Genomic DNA, 18,908 nt, shown 5'->3' with positions numbered 1-18,908 from the left:
TTGATTTTTTCTAGACAATGCCCGGGGGGACAACTACACTGGCGGCATGAATACCGCTCCTTCCGCCTGTGACCTGACCCGCAGGGACCTCATGGATATGGACGCCCTCCTGATGCAGGAACTGGGCAAGTTCATCCAGTGTTCGCACCATGCCCTGTACTTCCCCACCACCCATGCGCCGCGCCAGCCGGAACTGCTGCCGCGCGAACGCCGTCTGCTCCTGCCCCTGTACCGGCAGGGGAGCCTTTTGGGCGTGCTGATGCTGCATGGCGTCAAGGTGAGGGATGCCCGTGTCCTGTTGCCGCAACTCCCTGCCATCGCTGACCTTTGCCTGGAACTTCTGGCCCGGGTCAAGGCCACGCGCGTGGATGCCGTCACCGGCCTTGCCACGGAGAACGTGCTCTACGGCTCCATGGAAGACGAGGCCGCCCGGGTGCGCGAGATATTCGCGGACCCCTCCCGCGGGGACGGACAGAGCTCCCCCCTGCACCGGCTGTGTATGGGGCTGGTGCTGCTGCATTTTTCCAACGGGCGCGAGATCGTGGGCCGCATGGGCTTCCGCTTTGCCGATGAGCTCATGCGCCGCGCGGCCGAAGCCTTGCAGGAGGAGCTGCCGTCGGATGTGGTGGCCGCCCGTGTGGGGCGCTTCGGCATGGCCCTGCTGCTGCCGTCGGTGAGCGGCCGCAGCGCCTGCCAGAAGATGGCCGAGGCCGCGCTGGCCCGCATGGCCGGGGCCGCTATGCCCGCCCCCCTGACGGGCAGGACCATACGTCCCCGTCTGAGCGCCGGACATGCCGTGTATCCGCAGGACATGGAGGGCGCCGAGCTGCGTCTGCCCATGTTCGAGCAGGCCCGCATGCTTATGGAACGTGCCCGGCTCGCGGCCCGCATGACCTCCCAGCCGGGAGCGCCGCGCGTCATGCCCTTTGCCCGCATCCTTCAGGACGGCGGTACCGTGCTCCGGGCCCTGCCGCAGGGCCGGGTGCGGGTGGGGCTGGGGGCCCAGGCCAAGGCCCGCGAAGGCATGCGTTTCGCGGTCTGGGGGCCGTCGGGACAGGAAGGCTCCGGCAACCAGTACAAGGGCGAAGTGGTGCTCCTGCAGGTGCGGGAATTCCACTCCGTGGCCGAGACCGTGCATCTGGCCGATGCCACGGCGCCGCTGGAAGCCGGGGACAGGCTCAGCCTGCTGGAAGTGCCCTCCCTTGCGGCGTCGCATCCCCATACGCCGGGCGGCAAGACCGCTGCCGCCGATGCATCCGGCACGCCCGGGCAGGAAGGGACGGCCGCGGCGGATAAGGAAACGGAGGAGGCTTCCGCTGCCGGGAGCGTGCAGGAGGTACGCGCCCGCATCCCCGTTCTGGAGGACGGCTCCTGCGCGGGCATCTACGGGCATGGGGACTTTTTGCATCTTTTTGCCCAGGAGAAAGAGCGCACGGGGCGCTTCGTGCTGGCCATCGTGCGGGTGGATGTCCCGCATGACGCACGGCAGGAAGCGGCGCTGGGCGAATGCCTTGCGGCATGGCGGCAGATCCCCGAACTGTGCGCCGGAGAACCGCTGGCGGGGCTCTATGGCAGCAATGCCCTGATCTTTTTCCATGCGGACAGCAGCGCCGAGACGCTGTTGCCCCACTATGCGGCCCTGTGCACCCGGCTGGAAGGGGCCGGACTGCCGGTCTCGGCCGGTCTTGCCGGGTATCCCCTCCTGCACTACCGCAAGGGCGAGATGCCCGACTGCGCCCTCAAGGCCCTGGAGTACGCCCAGCTGCTGCCTTCGCCGCGCGCGGGCCTGTGCAACTCCCTGGCCCTGAATATCAGTGCGGACCGCCGCTATGCGCTGGGGGACGTCTTCGGCGCCATCGACGAATACAAGCTGGCCCTGCTGGCGGATGCGGAAAACGTGCTGGCCCGCAATTCCCTGGGGGTCTGCATGGCCGCTCTGGGGCGTTATCACGAGGCCCGGCGGCATTTTCTGGAGGCCCTGCGCTACAAGGGCGATGCCGGGCCGGAACGGCAGGAGCGCATCGCCCAGACCCATTACAATCTGGGCACGGTCTGCCAGCAGCTGGGCGAGCGCCGTGCCGCGGCCCGCTATTACCGGGAATGCATCAAGGACGCCCCGGAACACGTCTATGCCCACCTGCGTCTGGGGCAGCTGTGCGAGGAGGGCGGACGCCGCAACGAGGCCCGGCGCTTCTATGAGCTGGCCGCCGCCATCGAGGACAGGCAGGCGGAGCAGGCCGGGGAACAGCGGCCCAGCCTTGCCCGGCGCTATCTGGCCCGGCTCGCGGCCCGGCAGCGGCATGGCGGCGAGGCCCGCGAACTGCTGCACGATACCCTGCTGCGCAATCCTTTCGATGCCGCGGCCATGCTCCTGCTGGCCCGCCTGTATCTGGACGGCGACGAGGATCCGGCCATGGCCGAGCTGCTGGCCCGAAAGAGCGTGGGCCTGCGCGACACGCCCGAAGGCTGGCAGGTACTGGCCCGGGCCCTGCGCGCCCTGGGCCGTGAAGAGGAAGCCAGTCTGGCCGAGGCGCATGCCTCCGTGGGCTAGCGGCAACGTACGGGCAGAGAAGGAAAAGGCCCTTGCCTCGTTCTTCTGTCTGTGCTCGTGAGGGCAAGGGGACGCCCGCGCCTTTGGGGCGCTGCCGGCGGCCCGGCAACTCTTCCTCCGGACGGGCCGGGAAGGAAAAAGGATGGGCGGCCCTCCCTTTATCCGGGAGGGCGGGAAGATATTTCTCCGCTTCGTGTGTCCGGCGGAGAGGATGCGGGACGGATCAGCCGTACCGTGCATCGTGAAGAGGGGGGAGCCTGCGGGCCCCCCTCTTTTCGCATTTGCGGCGGACGGGCATGAAAAAAGGCCACCCGCATGGCGGATGGCCCCGGATGTTCGCGATGTGTGGAAGGCCAGGCCTAGCGGCCCAGCAGGGCCTTGCTGGCCGGGGTCAGGCCGCGCAGGCTTTCCACGACCTTGGCCGTGCCCAGACCGGCCGGATCCTGTTCCATGATGATGAGGATGCGGGCGTCATCGGCGCTGACGCGGGTCAGGGTCTCCATGGCCATGGCCCGGCTGCGGGGCGTGCCGCGGAAGGTCCACATGGCGCCTTCCTGCTGCAGGTCCGTGGGAGCGTCCTGCATCTCGCGCATGCGGGAAGCAAAGGTCTTGGCGTCCATCTTGTCCTTGTTGGGCAGGATGAAGATGGTGATGTGGGCCTCCACGGCTTCCTCGCCGCGCTTGCCCAGCAGGAGCATGTATTCGTCCGGGTGTCCGCTCTGGAAACCGGGACGTTCGTCACTGGTCCAGCCGTCGGGCAGGTCCACGGCGAACTGGCTGAAGGTCTTTTCGGCGGCCGGGGCACTGACGGCGGCGGTCAGCAGGAACACGAGAGCAAGAAGAATGTGGCGCATAACGGATCCTTTGGAGTGGGATAAGATGTCCTCGCCAGCATAGCCCGCAGCGGGGATGGGAGCAAGCTGGTCAGGGCCGCGGCAGCTGGGTGAGCGGTACGGCCATCCGTATGAAGAGGAAACACCAGGGCAGGAGCTGCAGCACAAGGTTGCGGGCCTTCCGGGGCCGGTACAGGAAGACGCTCCAGCTGATGATGGCCAGGGCGGCCAGCACCGACAGGATCAGGGCGTTCATCTGGGGCATGATGTCGAAGGGGACGCCGCTGTGCAGGCTGCGCAGCAGGGCGGCCAGCAGGGTGCTCCAGAAATCTATGATGGAAGGCAGATACCCCACCACGGCCCAGACCGCGCACCAGCGGACGGCCAGGGTGAACGCCCTTTCGTCCGTCAGCGGCGCGCGATGGCGCAGATACCAGAGCCAGAGCAGGGCAGCGCCGCCCGCCAGCGAGAGGTAGCGGAAGAGCAGGTGCAGGGCCTGACGGATCTGGAGCAGGATGAAGTTGCTGCGCTCCATGCCCTGCGGCGGCTCCAGCAGCAGGCCTGTGGACAGCAGGCTGCCCAGCAGGAAGAGCAGCAGGGCCAGCAGGCAGCCCCAGAGCGTCAGGCGCAGGTCAGTGGTGCGATAGGCCGTGATGGCCGGATCCGTGGCGTCGGGCCAGTGACGGGAGGCACGCAGCAGGCCCCAGAGCAGCAGGGTGGCCGGCAGCCAGGCCAGCAGGGCCACGCTGGCGGGCTGGACGAGAAGGTCGGCCAGCGGAGGCATCTGCGGTTGCCGCAGGGTTTCCAGCAGGAGCATAAGCGGGAACAGGGGCAGGGAGAGGGCGGCACAGAACAGGCCCAGACGCAGGAGCTGGCGCCCGCCCCAGAGGCACAGGGCCGCGTTGCCCTTGCGGCCGGCCAGCAGGGTCATGAGGATGAGGAAGGGCAGGGCCTGGGCCGTCTGTGCGAGCAGGGCCTGCAGGTTGCCAAGCCAGTATATGAGGATGAAAGTCATTTGCATGGGATACTCTCCTGCCCGCTATATAAGCGTTGCCCGTGCGGGCTGCAAGAGGAGGGCGCCGGGACAGCAGCCTTTGCCGCGGGCCGTCGGGATGCGGATCTGCCGTGCGGGCGCGTGATCGTGGCTGCCGCGCAGGAACGCGGACGTGGTTTCCGGCTCCGGAGCCTCCTCCCGGCCGGGGATGCTGCGGCGGAAAACTTGCCGCCGTCGTGCGCTTGGGGTATGACTCGTCTGTTTCACCTCCGTCAACCTGCGGGATAATCATGTCATTTTTTACTGTTTTTCTGCTGGCTGTGGCCCTGTCCATGGATGCTTTTGCCGTGGCGCTGGCCTCGGGATGCGCCATCCGCGAAGTCCGGCTGCGCCAGTATGTCCGGGTCAGCGCGGCCTTTGGCTTTTTCCAGTTCTTCATGCCGGTGCTGGGCTGGTTCCTGGGGCAGTCGGTGCATCATTTCATCGAGGCTTGGGACCACTGGCTGGCCTTCGTGCTGCTGGCATGGATCGGCGGCAACATGCTGCGCTCCGGTATCGGTGGCCTGCGCAAGAACGAGCCCGTGTCCTGTCCCCAGAGCGACCCCACCGCAGGCTGGAACCTGCTCCTTCTGGCCGTGGCCACCAGTATCGATGCCCTGGCCGTGGGCCTGACCTTTGCCATGACGAATACCAATGCCTTCCTGCCTTCCTGTCTTATCGGGGTGGTCTGTGCCGCCATCTCGGCCTGCGGGCTCTTTTTGGGCAAAAAGCTGTCCTCGCTGCCCATGCTCAACGGCTGGGCCGAGGTGCTGGGCGGCGTGGTGCTGCTGTGCATCGGCCTGAACATCCTGCACGAGAGCGGTGTCATCTAGCCTGCCGGGAAGGCCGCAGGCCCCTGCCGGATGGTTGCCGAGCCGCGCCAAGATGCCCTATAGTGCCGGAGGCCCGGAGACCGTCCGTGCCGCAGGCATGTCCGAAATCATCCGGCATGCCGGAGTGTTGAGAGGAGACCATGATCAGTATCTGCCGTTATCATGATATTTCCGTGGGACACCGCATCTGCGGGCACGAATCCCACTGCGCCCGTCTGCACGGGCATAATTACCGCATCCATTTCACCTGCACCGCCGACGAGCTGGACGCCCTGGGGCGCGTGCTGGACTTCCAGGTGGTCAAGGAACGCCTGTGCCAGTGGCTGGAAGACCACTGGGATCACCGCTTTCTGGTCTGGGACAAGGATCCCCTGCTGGAAGGCCTGCGGGCGCTGGATCCTTCGGTGAGCGTCCTGCCCTGCAATCCGTCCGCCGAGAACATGGCCCGCTATCTGGGCGAAGTGGTGGGGCCGGCCCAGCTGGAAGGCACCGGGGCCCGTCTGGTGGCCGTGGAAGTGGAAGAGACCGCCAAGTGCAAGGCGCGCTGGAGCCTGTGATGCGGACCCTGGCGGTCAACGAATTTTTCGTCACCCTGCAGGGCGAGGCCTCCTTTGCCGGGACGCCCGCCGTGTTCGTCCGTTTTCAGGGCTGTCCTGTGGCCTGCCCGTGGTGCGATACGCAGTACGCCGCCCGCCTGGACGGCGCGACGCTGGATTTTGCCGCCGTGCGTGCCAAGCAGGGGCCGGGAGCGGGCTATGCCGATGTGGAGCCCGAGGCGTTGCTGGCAGCCATCCGGGAGGCCGGGCCGCGCCATGTGGTGCTGACCGGCGGCGAGCCCTGCCGCCATGACCTCACGGAGCTGACCTCCCGGCTGGTGGCGGAAGGTTTTCGTGTCCAGATCGAGACCAGCGGCACCATGCCCATCCGTTGCCATGCGGATGTCTGGGTGACCCTGAGCCCCAAGCTGGACATGCCGGGGGGACTGGCAGTGCGTCAGGATGCCTGGGAGCGGGCCGGAGAGATCAAATTCCCTGTGGATACGGCCGCGGATCTGGCCCGTTTCGAACAGGCGCTGGCAGCGGCCCGCAAGGCGGCTGCCCGGCCGCTGACGGAGCTCGTCTGGCTGCAGCCCGTGAGCCAGGGGAAGGAAGCCACACGACTGTGCGTGGAGGCGGCCTTTGCCCATCAGTGGCGTGTGAGCGTCCAAGTCCACAAATATCTGGATCTGCGCTAGCTCCTGTGGCGCAGAAAAAGACATAAGGAAGATGAAAGGCGGCATGCATGGCATGTCGCCTTTTTCTTTGGGGCACTCCCTTCCGTCGGACAGGGGCGTCTGCCCCTTTGTGGGGGAACGCAAGTTTGGGGAAAAGTGCCTGCCCTCATGTGCAGGAAGTATTCCATGCAGGTTGTAAAATCTTTGCCGGCAGTTGTCCGTGTCGCTATCACCGCAGAGTGATGGAGCGTTCATGCTGCCCTGTATAGTGATGGATCGTCATGAGCATGGTGGTGGATGAAACGTATTAGGGTAACAGGGAAATACAGTTTTTGGGAGGAATGAATTCGAAAAGGAGTTCTTTGAAAGCGATGCTCTGCGGCGGGATATACCGGTTCTTTTTTGAGATCATGATATATTTACGCAGAGGAATCTCATCTATTATATTTGTTATGCAAAGATCATTGTCATCCTTTACGGCAAATGAGTCGATGATCGAGATGCCAATATTTGCTTTGACCATATTGATGAGAGTATTGAAGCTGGATATATAGGAAATGGTATTCAAACTGATATTGTTCTTGCTGATATAATTTGAAATCGTTGATCCTACAGCATATTCAGGAAAAAATGATATGAACGGGAATTTTTCTATGCTTTTTATGGATGCTTCTTTCGGAAGGGAAAAATGATTGTTGCGCGATGATATTATCTGAAGGCGCGCACCAAACAGCGGAGTGATGTCAAGAGCTGTATCTCTATGGTCTGTCATGTCAAACTGGTTTACTATCCCGAAATGAACCATACCATTTTTTACTTTTTCATAAATTTGTTTTGAGCTTCCACTGAAAAGGGAAAAGCAGACCCCTTCATGCTTGTCATGGAATTTTGAAATGACCTCAGGTAGCAGGTTCTGGGCGATGGCATGGGGCATGGCCATCGAAATGGTGCCGCTGAGGTCGTTTTTATTTGAAGAGAGCGCATGTCTTGTTCGCTCAAGCATATCGAAAAATTTTTCTGCATCTCTATAGAGGATCTCTCCTGCCTCTGTCAGGATGAGGCGATTGTTCTCTCTGTAAAACAGTATCGTATCAAATTCTTTTTCAAGATTTCGTATGTGGTGGCTTACCGCTGATTGCTTTATATTCATATGAAAAGCAGCATTACTCAAATTTCCATACAGTACGACATTATAAAAACCGCGCAGCCATTGTAACAGGTCTCCGCTTATTCTTTGGTTCATAATATTTTCTCCTTAAAATTGTAAAAAAATATATCACTTATATAAAAAAGTCCATAGGGATATTGATAATTTGCATTTATCAATATCCCTATGGACCATATCTGTATATCTCTAAAAAACGCCGACGAATTGCCAGTAAGGGTAAAGCACAAGGGCCAGGAATGCGCCGGCAAGGACCATCCGGACTGCGAATATCGTCATGAAATGGGAAAGCTTGATGTAACCGGTAGAGTAGAAATAGAGGGTCACGACGAATTCGTAGGGAAAGAGGTATTGGTCGACGCCATAGGAGAAGGAGTAGACCAGCGCCAGCGGGGACATGTTCATCTGGGAAGCCATTTCCACAAGCGGAGCGGTCATGGCCGAGAATGCGGCGATAGGTGTAAACAGGAAGTTGAGGATGATGCCGGAAACGAAGGTCGAGAATGACGTATAAAGTTCGCCACCGCTCAGGAGAGGCATCAGAAGATCGGCAATGACCTTGTCGACTCCGCTGGCCTTCGCGGCGCCTCCGATCGTCATGCAGCCCACAACAAAGAATACCTGCTGATAGGGGATGTTGCTCAGGCTCTTCTTGTCGAGCAGGGAAAAGCCGGGGAAGAAGGCGAGGGACGCGATCATCAGCATCATCCAGCCGGCATCGATCTTGTGGATCTGGTCTGTCACAAGCGAGAGAAGCAGCAGGCCGAGCAGGATAAGGGCCTTCTTTTCCCGCAGGCTCATGGGGCCAAGCGTTTCGTATTCCTCCCTGATGAAGGTCTCAAGGTCGAAGGACAGCTTGGGACGCATGATAAAAAGCAGCGTATATATGGAAAGGGCCGCATAGAGCAGGCTGGGAGGGAAGTTGTGCAGGAAGTACGCACTCCAAGATATGGGGGTGCCTGTCGCCTGCGCGTACAGGCCCATCGCCATGGCCACGTCCACGCCGGCAGAGAGGAAGGCCAGCTTGGGAATCGCCACGGCCAGCAGGGCACCGATCACCAGCGTTGCGGCCTCCTTGCTGCAGGGCTGGATATTGAAGCCCTTGCAAATGCCGACCGCCAGGATGGCGAAGATGGCCGCCTTGCCTGTGACCGTGGGGATAAAAGGCGCCATGATATAGCCGGCCAGCATGAATCCCCAGAGCAGAAAGTGGAAGGAGCCCCCGGTCAGCTTGATGGACCAGACTGCGATACGCTTGGCGATGCCCGTGCTCGACATGACCTCGGCAATGAACAGGCCGCTCAGGACAAGCCATCCGGCTGACCCGGACCAGGCCGAAAGGATTTGGCTGGGCTTCCCGACCCCGGTCACGATATAGATGATGGGCAATATCATGGCCACGAAAGGCTCGGGAAGGATATTCAGTGTCCAGATGGCAAGGGCGCAGAATGTAAAGGTCAGGAAGCGCTGTGCCTCGGGGGAAAGGTCAGTCGTACCTGTCCAGAAGTATGTGACGACGGGTATCAGGAGCGCGATGCCCCATTTGATCCAGTAAGCTCTGTCGTGATGTTGTTCCTGGTTCATGGAAATACCTCGTTCGGCTGGCTATGCCGCTATACAGGGAAAGCCTGAAAAGACGCAGCTGGGTACGGTCAGTTCCATTTTTCGCGCCATGTGGCATGGACCTTGCCCGCTTCATTTTTGAGGACGAGGAATTTGTTGCCCAGCAGCGGATTGGTCAGCGGATAATCGGAACGCACGTGGTTGCCTCTGGTCTCCTTGCGTTCGAGCGCGGCATGCATGATGGCTTCACCACAGTCGAGCAGCTCATAGACTTCAAGGGCTCGCATCAGTTCATGCGGATTGGCGGCGGAGAGTTCCTTGTCGAACCTTTTGCGCAGATCCCGAAGATAGTGCAGGCCGATGGTGAGTATCCGGGCCGAGCGTACCCGGTAGGGGGGCACGGCGGCGTAGGAGGTCATGACGGTTTGCAGCGCGATGTTGGCTTCCCTCCACGTGGCCGCATTTGCAGCCTGCCTGCGTTCATAGATCCGGCTGCAGTGATGGCAGGACTGTTCCAGGGCTTCCTGGTCCAGGCGGGAGGGGGCGGCAACCGTACGGGAACGCTTTGCGGCATTCTTTCCGCAGATCTGTCCGTAGACCGCTGCGCCGGCGACACCCACACGGAAGTTGCCCACGATGTCGCCGGCAGCGTAGACGTTGGGCACGCTGGTTTCGCCATCAATATTGATCTCGATGCCCCGCCCCTGGATATGGGGTTCATACTGCATGAACTCGATGGCATCGGCGGCAAGGTCGATATGTTCCGTCTCCATGTGGTCTGTCATGGCGGCAACGCCTTCCCAGTGGAGAGCTTCTTTCATTTCATCGAGCCAGGCAGCCTCCGCTCCGGCACAATCGACAAAAATGGGGCCCCGGCCATCGCAAAGCGCTTCTGTCAGGATCCGGTGGGATACATCCAGGGTCACGTCGCCATATTCCCGGTCGGGGCGAGTGATGAACGGGCCGACGGGCGAGCCGTCAGGATAGCGGGCAACGCCGATGAAAGAAGCCTTGCCGCAGCGGGCAAAGTGCTTGGGACCGGCATGGATATAAGGAATTTCCATATTCAGCATGTTGAACGCATGCCGCCAGGCCAGTGATATCCCGGTCCCTGTGCAGGAGGGACAGTAGGCAATGTTGAAAAGCATGCCTGGCGTCGTGGTGCTGCTGTACAAGCGTGTAGCGACGCCTGTAGCCAGGATGACTGTCTTGCCGCGGATCAGGGAAAATTCCGGGACATCAGTCCGGATATTCAAGGCAAGCACACCGGAGACATGCCCCTCATCGTCGAAAACGAAATCGACGACGGGGTGGTGGGAAAGGAACGCGACGCCGTGCTCCTTGGCCTTCTTGTACAAGACAGGCTTTTGCTGGCGCCCGTCATAGTGCAGGAAGGCCCGGGGACGGGTGGGAAAAGCGTGGCCCTTGAATTCATAGAACCCTTTGGGCTTCATGGGGATGCCCCAGCTGTCCCAGAGATGGACCATGGCTGCGGATTCTTCAAGAAAGCGGCGGGTAAGGATGGGGTCGTGGCATGTGCCGGTCTGGCTGTTCAGGATCTCCCTGGCGATGACGCCCATATCGTCACCATGGACTTCCGGGAGATAGCATCCAAAGTGGTCGCATCCTGTGGCACCCGAGCCGCTCCTGCGAGGATGGCTTTTATCCACAACAATGACTCGTGCGCCTTCTTCGGCTGCGGCTATGGCTGCCTGCAGTGCTGCGATGCCGCCACCCACACAGACCACATCATATTCACATTCATTTGTTATGGAAATCATAAGCTGAATCCTCTCATGAGATCTTCTGATTTTACATGCAACAAGCGATATGGAATCGGTATGCGTAAGGTTATGGCTCCACTCGGACAGTCCATCTTGCACGCCGTACAATGCCAACATTCTTCAGGATACATGATTTGAGGGATATTCCCGTCTTTTGGAGGAAGAAAGATGTTCATTGTACATATTTTTTCACATAAACCGCACCGTATACATTTTTTTTCATCAATAATTGGAGGCATGACATCTCCTTTATGGCATGGGCGCCTGTCAATTTTTTGATGAATAAAGTATTGTTATTCAAAAAAATTTAATCAATACATATTTTATGCATCTCAGATTATGATATTTTTTATAGCGTATTGAGGGCGATTCTCTGATGTCATTAAATACAGGCAGATAGGTATGACGGGATTTTCAGGATAAAAAGGTGATGAAAAAAATTGAAAGCAGCGTCCAAAATAATTGGATGCCTGTGACGACAGAAGTTTGAGATGTGGTGATTTATAAAATTATTACAGTGTATTATGGTTATTTCAAGGAAAGGTGTTCCTGATGGCGTCCGGGGCGGGGCAACAGTAAAAAAAAATCGCCTTGATGAAGGTGCGGGATATGGGGAGGGGGAGGAAAGGTGGGGCTGGAGCAGAGGCAGATCCCCTGCCCCAGGAATGTAGACGAGGCGTCAAAACAACAGGGATAGGGAGCTCTCTCTGTCTTCCGGCTCTGTTGGGCTGGGCATGCCGCGAGATGCTCCTGAGCCCCTCCAGGCTGGGCGAAGAACGCTCAGCGAAAGGAGGCGCTTTGTCATGCCAGGCGCATGGAGGATGCATTCACCTGGCGTACGCTACAGGGCAAAGCGTGGGATCAGGTATCCTGATGATCCGTGCGGCCCGTCGTTGCAAGGCGAGAGCGGGAAAAGCACAGGTGTGCCAGAAAAACGAAAAAAGCCACCCGAAGGTGGCTTTGTCTATCCTGTAAAGCGTGCGCCCTAGTGGCGCTTCAGGCGCTTCATCTCGTCCTGCATCAGCTCCAGGCCGACCAGGATGTTGCGGCGCATGGCTTCCATGAGTTTTTCTTCATCCTTTTCGCGCATGGCGGTCAGGATGTCCTTGTGCTGCTGGATGAAGAGCGAGATGTCTTCGGGAGAATAGCGGCGGGTATTGAGGAAACCTTCCACATAGTCCAGCAGGTGGCTGTCCACGGCCAGCAGATGGTGCATCCGCGAAAGGGAGTAGAGCTGCAGGTGGAAATCCCTGTCCTTGTGGAAGAAAAAGTCGGCATCACGGGTATCGGCCAGGTCGCTGGCCAGCTGTTCCAGCCTGTCCATGTCTTCGGCGGTCGCCTGCTGCATGGCCTCCTTGGCCAGGGCACATTCCACCTGGATGCGCAGGTTGAAGATGTGCTCGATCTCCTTGGAAGAGGGCGGCATCATGACGATGGCCCCCTTGTAGGGGATGTTCTGGACCAGACCGGATTTGTCCAGGCGCATGAGGGCATCACGGATGGGGCCGCGCCCCACGCCGAGCTTTTTTTCCAGATCAACAAGGACAAGACGGGTGCCGGGCAGGGCCTCGCCGGACAGGATCATGTCGCGGATCAAATCGTAGGCCGCCAGCGATTTGATGGTAGAAGCAGTACTCATGGAAACTCCTTCTGTAAGGTACATATTTTGATAAATAATTTATAAAATTATGTCAAATGGCCCAGAATGGCAAAAAAAGGAGCAAACTCGCCCGTATGGCACGTTTTTTTGCGGCCCGGGAGCAGGACGGGGAAGCCTTCGGACAGCCGTGCAACAGGGAAATGCTGACGGGGGATGTGTCCGGGTACGAAAAAAGGGGCTTTCTCCAAAGAGAAAACCCCTGAATTTGCTGGAGCGGGAGACGGGATTTGAACCCGCGACTTCAACCTTGGCAAGGTTGCACTCTACCACTGAGTTACTCCCGCGCGGGATGCGGAATTATCCGCTATGGAAAGGACCTCGTAAGAAGTCCGTGTCGGCTTGTGGAGCGGGAAACGGGACTTGAACCCGCAACCTTCAGCTTGGGAAGCTGACACTCTACCGTTGAGTTATTCCCGCCCGAAAGGGCAGTTTTTTGTGGAGCGGGAGACGGGATTTGAACCCGCGACTTCAACCTTGGCAAGGTTGCACTCTACCACTGAGTTACTCCCGCACACTGGCACGGTATTTTGCGATCGTTTTTTATGGAGGCGACATCCAGATTTGAACTGGAGAATGGAGGTTTTGCAGACCTCTGCCTTACCACTTGGCTATGTCGCCTTATGTTGTGGAGCGGGAGACGGGATTTGAACCCGCGACTTCAACCTTGGCAAGGTTGCACTCTACCACTGAGTTACTCCCGCGCATATGCACGGCATATCCACCGATCGTTTTTTTGGAGGCGACATCCAGATTTGAACTGGAGAGTGGAGGTTTTGCAGACCTCTGCCTTACCACTTGGCTATGTCGCCTCATTTGTTGGAGCGGGAGACGGGATTTGAACCCGCGACTTCAACCTTGGCAAGGTTGCACTCTACCACTGAGTTACTCCCGCTCAACGAAAGAGGGTTCTACGCTAGAGACCCCCTTTCTGTCAAGCAGCTTTTTTTATTTTGTCGAAAAATAAAAAATTTATTTCCCAACATGCTGCTTTTATTATCTTTATTCTGTGGGCCGCTTGTCGATGATACGCTTGGCCTTGCCCTCGGAGCGCTGGATGGAATGCGGTTCCATGAGGCGCACCTTGGTGGTGACGCCCAGGAATTCCTTGATGCTCTTCTGGATGGAGCTTTCCAGGCTCTGCAGCTTGCGGATCTCGTCGGCAAAGAGGGTCTCGTTCATCTCCACCTGGACTTCCAGGGTATCCAGGTTGTTCACGCGGTCCACGATGATCTGATAGTTGGGGCTCAGGTTCTGGTTTTCCATGAGCAGGGCTTCGATCTGCTGCGGGAACACGTTGACGCCGCGGATGATGAGCATGTCGTCGCTGCGGCCCCGGATGCGGGTCAGGCGCACATGGGTACGTCCGCAGCGGCAGGGGGTGTAATCCAGACTGGTCAGGTCGCGGGTGCGGTAGCGGATCAGCGGGATGCCTTCCTTGGTGAGCGTGGTGATGACCAGTTCGCCCACTTCGCCCTCGGGAAGCTGTTCGCCGGTGACGGGGTCGATGATCTCGGGCAGGAAGTGGTCTTCCCACAGGTGCATGCCGCACTTGGATTCCAGGCATTCCATGGCCACGCCGGGGCCCATGACTTCGGAAAGGCCGTAGATGTTCAGGGCATTGATGCCCATTTTCTGCTCGATGTCCTGGCGCATCTCTTCGGTCCAGGGCTCGGCACCGAACACGCCGGTACGCAGGGGCAGGTCACGGAAGTCGATGCCCACTTCCTGGCCGGCTTCCCACAGGTGCAGGGCGTAGGAGGGCGTACAGCACAGGGCCGTGGCGCCGAAGTCGCGCAGCAGGTAGGCCTGGCGACGCGTGGCGCCGCCCGAGGCCGGGACCACCGTGGCACCGATGCGCTCGGCACCGCCGTGGGCGCCCAGACCGCCGGTGAACAGGCCGTAGCCGTAGGCCACATGCACGATGTCCGTCTGGTTGACGCCGGCGGCGGACAGGCTGCGGCCGGCCAGTTCGGCCCAGTTGTGCAGGTCGCGGGCGGTATAGCCCACCACCACGGCCTTGCCGGTGGTGCCGCTGGAGGCGTGCAGGCGGACGATGTTGTCACGCGGCACGGCGAAAAGACCGAAGGGATAGTAATTGCGCAGGTCCTGCTTTTCGGTGAAGGGCAGGTTCTTCAGATCGGCCAGGCTCTTGATGTCGCCGGGCTTGATACCGCTCTCGTCGAAGCGTTTGCGGTAGAAAGGCACATTGGCATAGACACGGGAGCAAAGGTCCTGCAGACGGCGCAATTGCAGGGCTTCGATATCTTCGCGGGGCAGCGTTTCCTTGTCGATATTGAAAATCACGGCGTTTCTCCTTGAAATCCTGAGTAGTCTATGGATGACGCAAAAGCCCCCCAAGGTCAAGATATCTGCTTGAAAAACATGGATAACATATTGCAATGCAATGTCTTTTTTTATGCCCGGAACAATGCGCCGGGCCATCCCCGGGCCGGGCGGGATTGTTGCCCTCGGGTACGCTTTGAGGTATGGGAGGGACATGCAAAACCTTATCTCTACCCCCAAGAAATATTCGGAACTGCCTACGGCGGAAAAAATGGCCGTCATCAAGGCGTGGCTTGAGGAACACAAGGCTGTCGACGTGGCCGAGATCGACCTGGCCGGCCAGGGTGCCTTCACGGACGCCCTGCTGGTGGTCAGCGCCACCTCCGTGCGTCATGCCCAGAGCCTGGCGGACGGCGTCTCCGCCCTGTGCCATGAACAGAACTACGAATACCTGCGCATGGAAGGCTACAACACCGGCCAGTGGATCCTGGTGGACTGCAACGACATCGTGGTCAACATCTTCCAGCAGTCCGTGCGTGACCTTTATCAGCTGGAGAACCTGTGGGGCGCGGCTGCCGCTGCCCTCAACAAGGAGCCTCGTGCATGACCCCCACCCTGTTGCTCATCCTTGACGGCTGGGGCCTGACGGAAAAAGGGGAAGGCAATGCCCCCTGGGTGGCAGCCACGCCCCATCTGGATGACCTGATGGCGCGCTGCCCCCACAGCCGCCTTGCCGCCTCCGGGCGCGAAGTGGGCCTGCCTGCCGGCTATATGGGCAACTCCGAGGTGGGACACCTCAATATCGGTGCGGGACGCATCGTCTATCAGGACATGACGCGCATCGACGTGGCCCTTGAGGACGGCTCCCTGTTCCACAACCCCGTGCTGCAGGACGTGCTGGAAAAAACACGCCGCAGCGGCGGCCGTCTGCATCTGGCGGGCCTGCTCTCCGACGGCGGTGTGCATAGCCACATCAACCATCTGGTGGCCCTGTGCGCCATGGCTTTCGCCGCCGGTGTGCCGGTGCGCATCCACTGCTTCATGGACGGGCGCGATACCCCGCCCCAGAGCGGCGTCTCCTATGTGCGCAGCCTGCTGGAACAGATCGTCTCCATGAAGGACGTGCGTGTGGCCAGCCTGGCGGGGCGCTTCTATGCCATGGACCGCGACAAGCGCTGGGAGCGCGTGTCCGAGGTCTGGGATCTCATGGTCCACGGCAAGGGCCGCAAGGCCACGGATGCCGTGCAGGCTGTGGAAGATTCCTATGCCGAGGGCGTCAGCGACGAATTCATCAAGCCCGTGCTGCTGGAAGGCGAGGATGCCTCCACCCTGCAGGACGGCGACGGCCTGTTCTTCTACAATTTCCGCGCCGACCGCATGCGCGAGCTTTCCCAGGCCTTCGTGGACGCGGACTTCACCGGTTTCGAGCGGGGCAGGGTGCCGCAGCTGGCTGCCGTGGCTTCCATGACGGCCTACGACGCCCACTTCCCTCTGCCGGTGGCCTTCCCCAAGGAATCCGTGACCATGGGCCTTGGCGAAGTCGTTTCGCAGCAGGGCATGCACCAGCTGCGTCTGGCCGAAACGGAAAAATACGCGCACGTCACCTATTTCTTCAACGGCGGTGTGGAAGAGCCCCTGCCGCTGGAAGATCGCATCCTCGTGCCTTCGCCGCGCGAGGTGCAGACTTATGACCAGAAACCGGCCATGAGCGCCCGCGAGGTCACGGACAAGTTCGTGGAAGCCTGGCAGAGCGGACAGTACGACCTGGTGGTCTGCAACCTGGCCAACGGCGATATGGTGGGCCATACGGGCGTGCTCTCCGCCGCCGTGGAAGCCTGCACGGTGGTGGATGAATGCGTGGGCCGCATGGTGGCTGCCGTGGAGGCCCGCAAGGGCCGTATGCTGCTCATCGCCGACCACGGCAACTGCGAAGTCATGAAGGACGGAGAAGGCAAGCCCCAGACCGCCCATACCACCAATCCCGTGCCCTGCATCCTGCTGGATGCCTCCGGCAAGGAATGGCGCCTGCATGACGGCAAGCTGGCCGATGTGGCCCCGACCCTGCTGCGCATGTGGGGCATCGCCCAGCCCGAGGCCATGACCGGGACGCCGCTGGTGGAGGAAGCCCATGTCCGGTAGCCAGAAACCTTTGGAGCCTGTGGCTCCTGACGGCATGGAGCTGCTGTTCTTCTACCGCTGCCCCCACTGCCTGCGCCATGTACCGCTGGTCAACCCGGTGGAGCCGCGCAATGTGCGCTGCGACGGCTGCGGCAAGCAGTTCCCCATCATCCCGGTGGACGAGCACGGCCTGCATTATGTGCGCATCATGCTGGCCAACGGCAAGGCCGCTGCCAATCCCGACTATCTGTAAGCGTCGCCATACGGCCGGAGGAAAGTCCTCCGGCCGTTTTCTCTGCCGCGATGCTTTTTTCTCCACGCTACCAAATATACCGAGCAAACGACATGAAGATCTGTCCCGTCATCTTGTGCGGGGGCGCCGGTACACGCCTGTGGCCCCTGTCCCGTCGCAAGTATCCCAAGCAATTCATGGACCTGGGCGGCCATACGCTGTTCGAGGACACTCTGCAGCGTCTTGCGGCCGTGCCCGGACTGGCCGCGCCCGTGGTCATCTGCAATGAAGAGCAGCGCTTTCTTGCCGCCGCAGCCCTGCAGCGTCAGGGACTGAACGGCCGGATCCTGCTGGAACCGGAACCGCGCAATACGGCACCGGCCATCGCCGCTGCCGCGCTGGCCGTGACGGCCGCCTGTGACGTGGAAGACGGTGATCCTGTCCTGCTGGTCCTGCCTTCGGACCATGTGCTGGAGGATCTGCCGGCTTTTGCCGCTGCCGTCACACAGGCTGCGGAGTGTGCCCGCGAAGGGGCCCTGGTCACCTTCGGGGTCACGCCGGACCGCCCCGAGACCGGTTACGGCTACATCGAAAAGGGCGATGCCCTGGCTTCCGGTTTCGCGGTCCGCCGTTTCGTGGAAAAGCCCGCGCAGGAGGCTGCCGAGGCCATGCTGGCGCAGGGCGGCTATTTCTGGAACAGCGGCATGTTCGTGTTTCGCGCCTCCCAGTATCTGGCCGAGCTGGAAGCGCAGGCTCCGGCCATCATGGCCGCGGTGCGCAAGGCCTGGGCCCTGCGCCGGGCCGATTATGACTTCATCCGCCTGCATCGGGAATCTTTTGCCCACTGCCCCTCTGATTCGGTGGACTATGCCCTGATGGAGAAAAGCGCGCATGTGGCCATGGTGCCGCTGCCGTGCCGCTGGAGCGACTTGGGATCCTGGGAAGCCATCTACGAAAACAGCACGCAGGATGCGGAAGGCAATGCCTGCGTGGGCGATGTGATGGCCCAGGACAGCCGGGGATGCTACATCCATGCCGGAAGCCGCCTGGTGACGACGCTGGGCGTGAAGGATCTCGTGGTGGTGGAGACCGGCGACGCCGTCCTGGTGGCCGATAGGGCCCGCAGCCAGGAGGTCAAGACCCTGGTGGCCCGTCTTGCGGCCCAGGACCGGCACGAGCAGGAGATGCATCTGCGTGTATATCGTCCCTGGGGCTGGTATGAGACCCTGGCCCTGGGCGAGCGATTCCAGGTCAAGCGGATCCAGGTCAATCCCGGAGCCGCGCTTTCCCTGCAGCGTCACCGGCACCGGGCCGAGCACTGGGTCGTCATCGCCGGGGAAGGTCTGGTGCGCGTGGGGGACGAAGAGATGCACCTGCATGTGGACCAGTCGGTCTACATCCCCCAAAAGACCATGCATCGGCTGAGCAACGCTTCGGCACAGCCGCTGGAGATCGTGGAAGTCCAGACCGGTGATTACCTGGGCGAAGACGATATCGAGCGTTTTGACGACCGTTACGGGCGTGAATGAGCCTGAGATGGCCTGAGGCCATCACCAGATACCAAGGCTGCGGGAGATTTCCCGCGGCCTTTTTTTATTTCTGGTGTTAGCCTGGTGAGCGTCACGACGCAAAACGAAATG

16 protein-coding genes and 7 tRNA genes are annotated in these 18,908 nt (G+C 60.4%); 8 read left to right on the top strand and 15 right to left on the bottom strand.

Annotated features, from left to right (window positions below):
- Positions 1–46 precede the first annotated feature (46 nt).
- Positions 47–2,551 carry a tetratricopeptide repeat protein gene (locus ACQRAG_RS04300; RefSeq protein WP_289615861.1) on the top strand — a complete coding sequence of 835 codons (2,505 nt, stop codon included), beginning with the start codon at positions 47–49 and terminating at the stop codon, positions 2,549–2,551.
- A 359-nt stretch (positions 2,552–2,910) separates the two neighbouring features.
- Here the strand turns inward: ACQRAG_RS04300 and ACQRAG_RS04295 are convergent, their stop codons facing one another.
- Both ACQRAG_RS04295 and ACQRAG_RS04290 read right to left on the bottom strand, forming a co-directional pair.
- Positions 2,911–3,405, bottom strand: coding sequence for a protoporphyrinogen oxidase (locus ACQRAG_RS04295; RefSeq protein ID WP_204625004.1), 495 nt, complete (start codon positions 3,403–3,405; stop codon positions 2,911–2,913).
- A gap of 70 nt (positions 3,406–3,475) precedes the next feature.
- Entirely contained in the window at positions 3,476–4,405 is a 930-nt protein-coding gene (locus tag ACQRAG_RS04290) for a hypothetical protein (protein ID WP_427803634.1), read from the bottom strand.
- Between the two features lie 263 nt (positions 4,406–4,668).
- On the opposite strand from ACQRAG_RS04290, the gene ACQRAG_RS04285 reads away from it, so the two are divergent.
- The 3 genes from ACQRAG_RS04285 to queE all read left to right on the top strand — a co-directional run bounded on the left by ACQRAG_RS04285 (position 4,669) and on the right by queE (position 6,484).
- Entirely contained in the window at positions 4,669–5,250 is a 582-nt protein-coding gene (locus ACQRAG_RS04285; protein ID WP_168935197.1) for a manganese efflux pump MntP family protein, read from the top strand.
- Positions 5,251–5,390: 140 nt separating this feature from the next.
- Complete coding sequence (locus tag ACQRAG_RS04280; RefSeq protein ID WP_006003584.1) at positions 5,391–5,807, top strand: 6-pyruvoyl trahydropterin synthase family protein; 417 nt, start codon at positions 5,391–5,393, stop codon at positions 5,805–5,807.
- Positions 5,807–6,484, top strand: a complete 678-nt coding sequence (gene queE / locus ACQRAG_RS04275) for a 7-carboxy-7-deazaguanine synthase QueE (RefSeq protein WP_303740050.1) — start codon at positions 5,807–5,809, stop codon at positions 6,482–6,484. Before ACQRAG_RS04280 ends, queE begins: the two co-directional genes overlap by 1 nt.
- A gap of 286 nt (positions 6,485–6,770) precedes the next feature.
- Here queE and ACQRAG_RS04270 read toward each other — a convergent pair whose 3' ends face one another.
- The 13 genes from ACQRAG_RS04270 to ACQRAG_RS04210 form a co-directional block, all read right to left on the bottom strand.
- The gene (locus ACQRAG_RS04270; protein ID WP_304025264.1) at positions 6,771–7,706 is read right to left on the bottom strand and encodes a LysR family transcriptional regulator; all 936 of its coding nucleotides are present in this window, start codon (positions 7,704–7,706) and stop codon (positions 6,771–6,773) included.
- Positions 7,707–7,817: 111 nt separating this feature from the next.
- Complete coding sequence (locus tag ACQRAG_RS04265) at positions 7,818–9,212, bottom strand: SLC13 family permease (RefSeq protein WP_303740048.1); 1,395 nt, start codon at positions 9,210–9,212, stop codon at positions 7,818–7,820.
- A gap of 68 nt (positions 9,213–9,280) precedes the next feature.
- A complete protein-coding gene (locus ACQRAG_RS04260) occupies positions 9,281–10,972 on the bottom strand; it encodes an FAD-dependent oxidoreductase (RefSeq protein WP_300646117.1) in 1,692 nt (563 codons plus the stop codon).
- The gene (locus tag ACQRAG_RS04255; RefSeq protein ID WP_300646120.1) at positions 10,969–11,214 is read right to left on the bottom strand and encodes a 4Fe-4S dicluster domain-containing protein; all 246 of its coding nucleotides are present in this window, start codon (positions 11,212–11,214) and stop codon (positions 10,969–10,971) included. Before ACQRAG_RS04255 ends, ACQRAG_RS04260 begins: the two co-directional genes overlap by 4 nt.
- A 746-nt stretch (positions 11,215–11,960) precedes the next feature.
- Complete coding sequence (locus ACQRAG_RS04250; protein ID WP_427805283.1) at positions 11,961–12,614, bottom strand: GntR family transcriptional regulator; 654 nt, start codon at positions 12,612–12,614, stop codon at positions 11,961–11,963.
- Positions 12,615–12,844: 230 nt separating this feature from the next.
- Positions 12,845–12,919: transfer RNA gene (locus ACQRAG_RS04245), tRNA-Gly, on the bottom strand.
- A gap of 58 nt (positions 12,920–12,977) precedes the next feature.
- Positions 12,978–13,052, bottom strand: a tRNA-Gly gene (locus tag ACQRAG_RS04240).
- A 19-nt stretch (positions 13,053–13,071) separates the two neighbouring features.
- Positions 13,072–13,146: transfer RNA gene (locus ACQRAG_RS04235), tRNA-Gly, on the bottom strand.
- Between the two features lie 32 nt (positions 13,147–13,178).
- Positions 13,179–13,253 (bottom strand) — tRNA-Cys (locus ACQRAG_RS04230).
- A gap of 8 nt (positions 13,254–13,261) precedes the next feature.
- A tRNA-Gly gene (locus ACQRAG_RS04225) sits at positions 13,262–13,336 on the bottom strand.
- Between the two features lie 33 nt (positions 13,337–13,369).
- Positions 13,370–13,444 (bottom strand) — tRNA-Cys (locus ACQRAG_RS04220).
- An 8-nt stretch (positions 13,445–13,452) separates the two neighbouring features.
- Positions 13,453–13,527 (bottom strand) — tRNA-Gly (locus ACQRAG_RS04215).
- Positions 13,528–13,634: 107 nt separating this feature from the next.
- Positions 13,635–14,939, bottom strand: a complete 1,305-nt coding sequence (locus ACQRAG_RS04210) for a phenylacetate--CoA ligase family protein (protein WP_040368905.1) — start codon at positions 14,937–14,939, stop codon at positions 13,635–13,637.
- Between the two features lie 193 nt (positions 14,940–15,132).
- On the opposite strand from ACQRAG_RS04210, the gene rsfS reads away from it, so the two are divergent.
- The 4 genes from rsfS (at position 15,133) to ACQRAG_RS04190 (ending at position 18,797) form a co-directional block, all read left to right on the top strand.
- A complete protein-coding gene (rsfS, locus tag ACQRAG_RS04205) occupies positions 15,133–15,525 on the top strand; it encodes a ribosome silencing factor (protein ID WP_168935194.1) in 393 nt (130 codons plus the stop codon).
- Positions 15,522–17,057 (top strand): 2,3-bisphosphoglycerate-independent phosphoglycerate mutase, encoded by a 1,536-nt coding sequence (gpmI, locus tag ACQRAG_RS04200; RefSeq protein WP_427803633.1) that lies wholly within the window; start codon positions 15,522–15,524, stop codon positions 17,055–17,057. Before rsfS ends, gpmI begins: the two co-directional genes overlap by 4 nt.
- Complete coding sequence (locus ACQRAG_RS04195) at positions 17,047–17,289, top strand: hypothetical protein (RefSeq protein ID WP_168935192.1); 243 nt, start codon at positions 17,047–17,049, stop codon at positions 17,287–17,289. Before gpmI ends, ACQRAG_RS04195 begins: the two co-directional genes overlap by 11 nt.
- A gap of 92 nt (positions 17,290–17,381) precedes the next feature.
- The gene (locus tag ACQRAG_RS04190) at positions 17,382–18,797 is read left to right on the top strand and encodes a mannose-1-phosphate guanylyltransferase/mannose-6-phosphate isomerase (protein ID WP_168935191.1); all 1,416 of its coding nucleotides are present in this window, start codon (positions 17,382–17,384) and stop codon (positions 18,795–18,797) included.
- Positions 18,798–18,908 lie beyond the last annotated feature (111 nt).

Source organism: Desulfovibrio sp. SGI.230 (assembly GCF_050313065.1).
In the GTDB taxonomy this organism is placed as follows: domain Bacteria; phylum Desulfobacterota; class Desulfovibrionia; order Desulfovibrionales; family Desulfovibrionaceae; genus Desulfovibrio.
Note: the sequence above shows the minus strand (reverse complement) of the source record. Positions and strands in the feature narration are given on the sequence as shown.

Bases quoted from the DNA above. Each gene is read 5' to 3' on its own strand.
- ACQRAG_RS04300 (WP_289615861.1), top strand. From the start codon at position 47: ATGAATACCGCTCCTTCCGCCTGTGACCTGACCCGCAGGGACCTCATG.
- ACQRAG_RS04295 (WP_204625004.1), bottom strand. From the start codon at position 3,405: ATGCGCCACATTCTTCTTGCTCTCGTGTTCCTGCTGACCGCCGCCGTC.
- ACQRAG_RS04290 (WP_427803634.1), bottom strand. From the start codon at position 4,405: ATGCAAATGACTTTCATCCTCATATACTGGCTTGGCAACCTGCAGGCC.
- ACQRAG_RS04285 (WP_168935197.1), top strand. From the start codon at position 4,669: ATGTCATTTTTTACTGTTTTTCTGCTGGCTGTGGCCCTGTCCATGGAT.
- ACQRAG_RS04280 (WP_006003584.1), top strand. From the start codon at position 5,391: ATGATCAGTATCTGCCGTTATCATGATATTTCCGTGGGACACCGCATC.
- queE (WP_303740050.1), top strand. From the start codon at position 5,807: ATGCGGACCCTGGCGGTCAACGAATTTTTCGTCACCCTGCAGGGCGAG.
- ACQRAG_RS04270 (WP_304025264.1), bottom strand. From the start codon at position 7,706: ATGAACCAAAGAATAAGCGGAGACCTGTTACAATGGCTGCGCGGTTTT.
- ACQRAG_RS04265 (WP_303740048.1), bottom strand. From the start codon at position 9,212: ATGAACCAGGAACAACATCACGACAGAGCTTACTGGATCAAATGGGGC.
- ACQRAG_RS04260 (WP_300646117.1), bottom strand. From the start codon at position 10,972: ATGATTTCCATAACAAATGAATGTGAATATGATGTGGTCTGTGTGGGT.
- ACQRAG_RS04255 (WP_300646120.1), bottom strand. From the start codon at position 11,214: ATGCCTCCAATTATTGATGAAAAAAAATGTATACGGTGCGGTTTATGT.
- ACQRAG_RS04250 (WP_427805283.1), bottom strand. From the start codon at position 12,614: ATGAGTACTGCTTCTACCATCAAATCGCTGGCGGCCTACGATTTGATC.
- rsfS (WP_168935194.1), top strand. From the start codon at position 15,133: ATGCAAAACCTTATCTCTACCCCCAAGAAATATTCGGAACTGCCTACG.
- gpmI (WP_427803633.1), top strand. From the start codon at position 15,522: ATGACCCCCACCCTGTTGCTCATCCTTGACGGCTGGGGCCTGACGGAA.
- ACQRAG_RS04195 (WP_168935192.1), top strand. From the start codon at position 17,047: ATGTCCGGTAGCCAGAAACCTTTGGAGCCTGTGGCTCCTGACGGCATG.
- ACQRAG_RS04190 (WP_168935191.1), top strand. From the start codon at position 17,382: ATGAAGATCTGTCCCGTCATCTTGTGCGGGGGCGCCGGTACACGCCTG.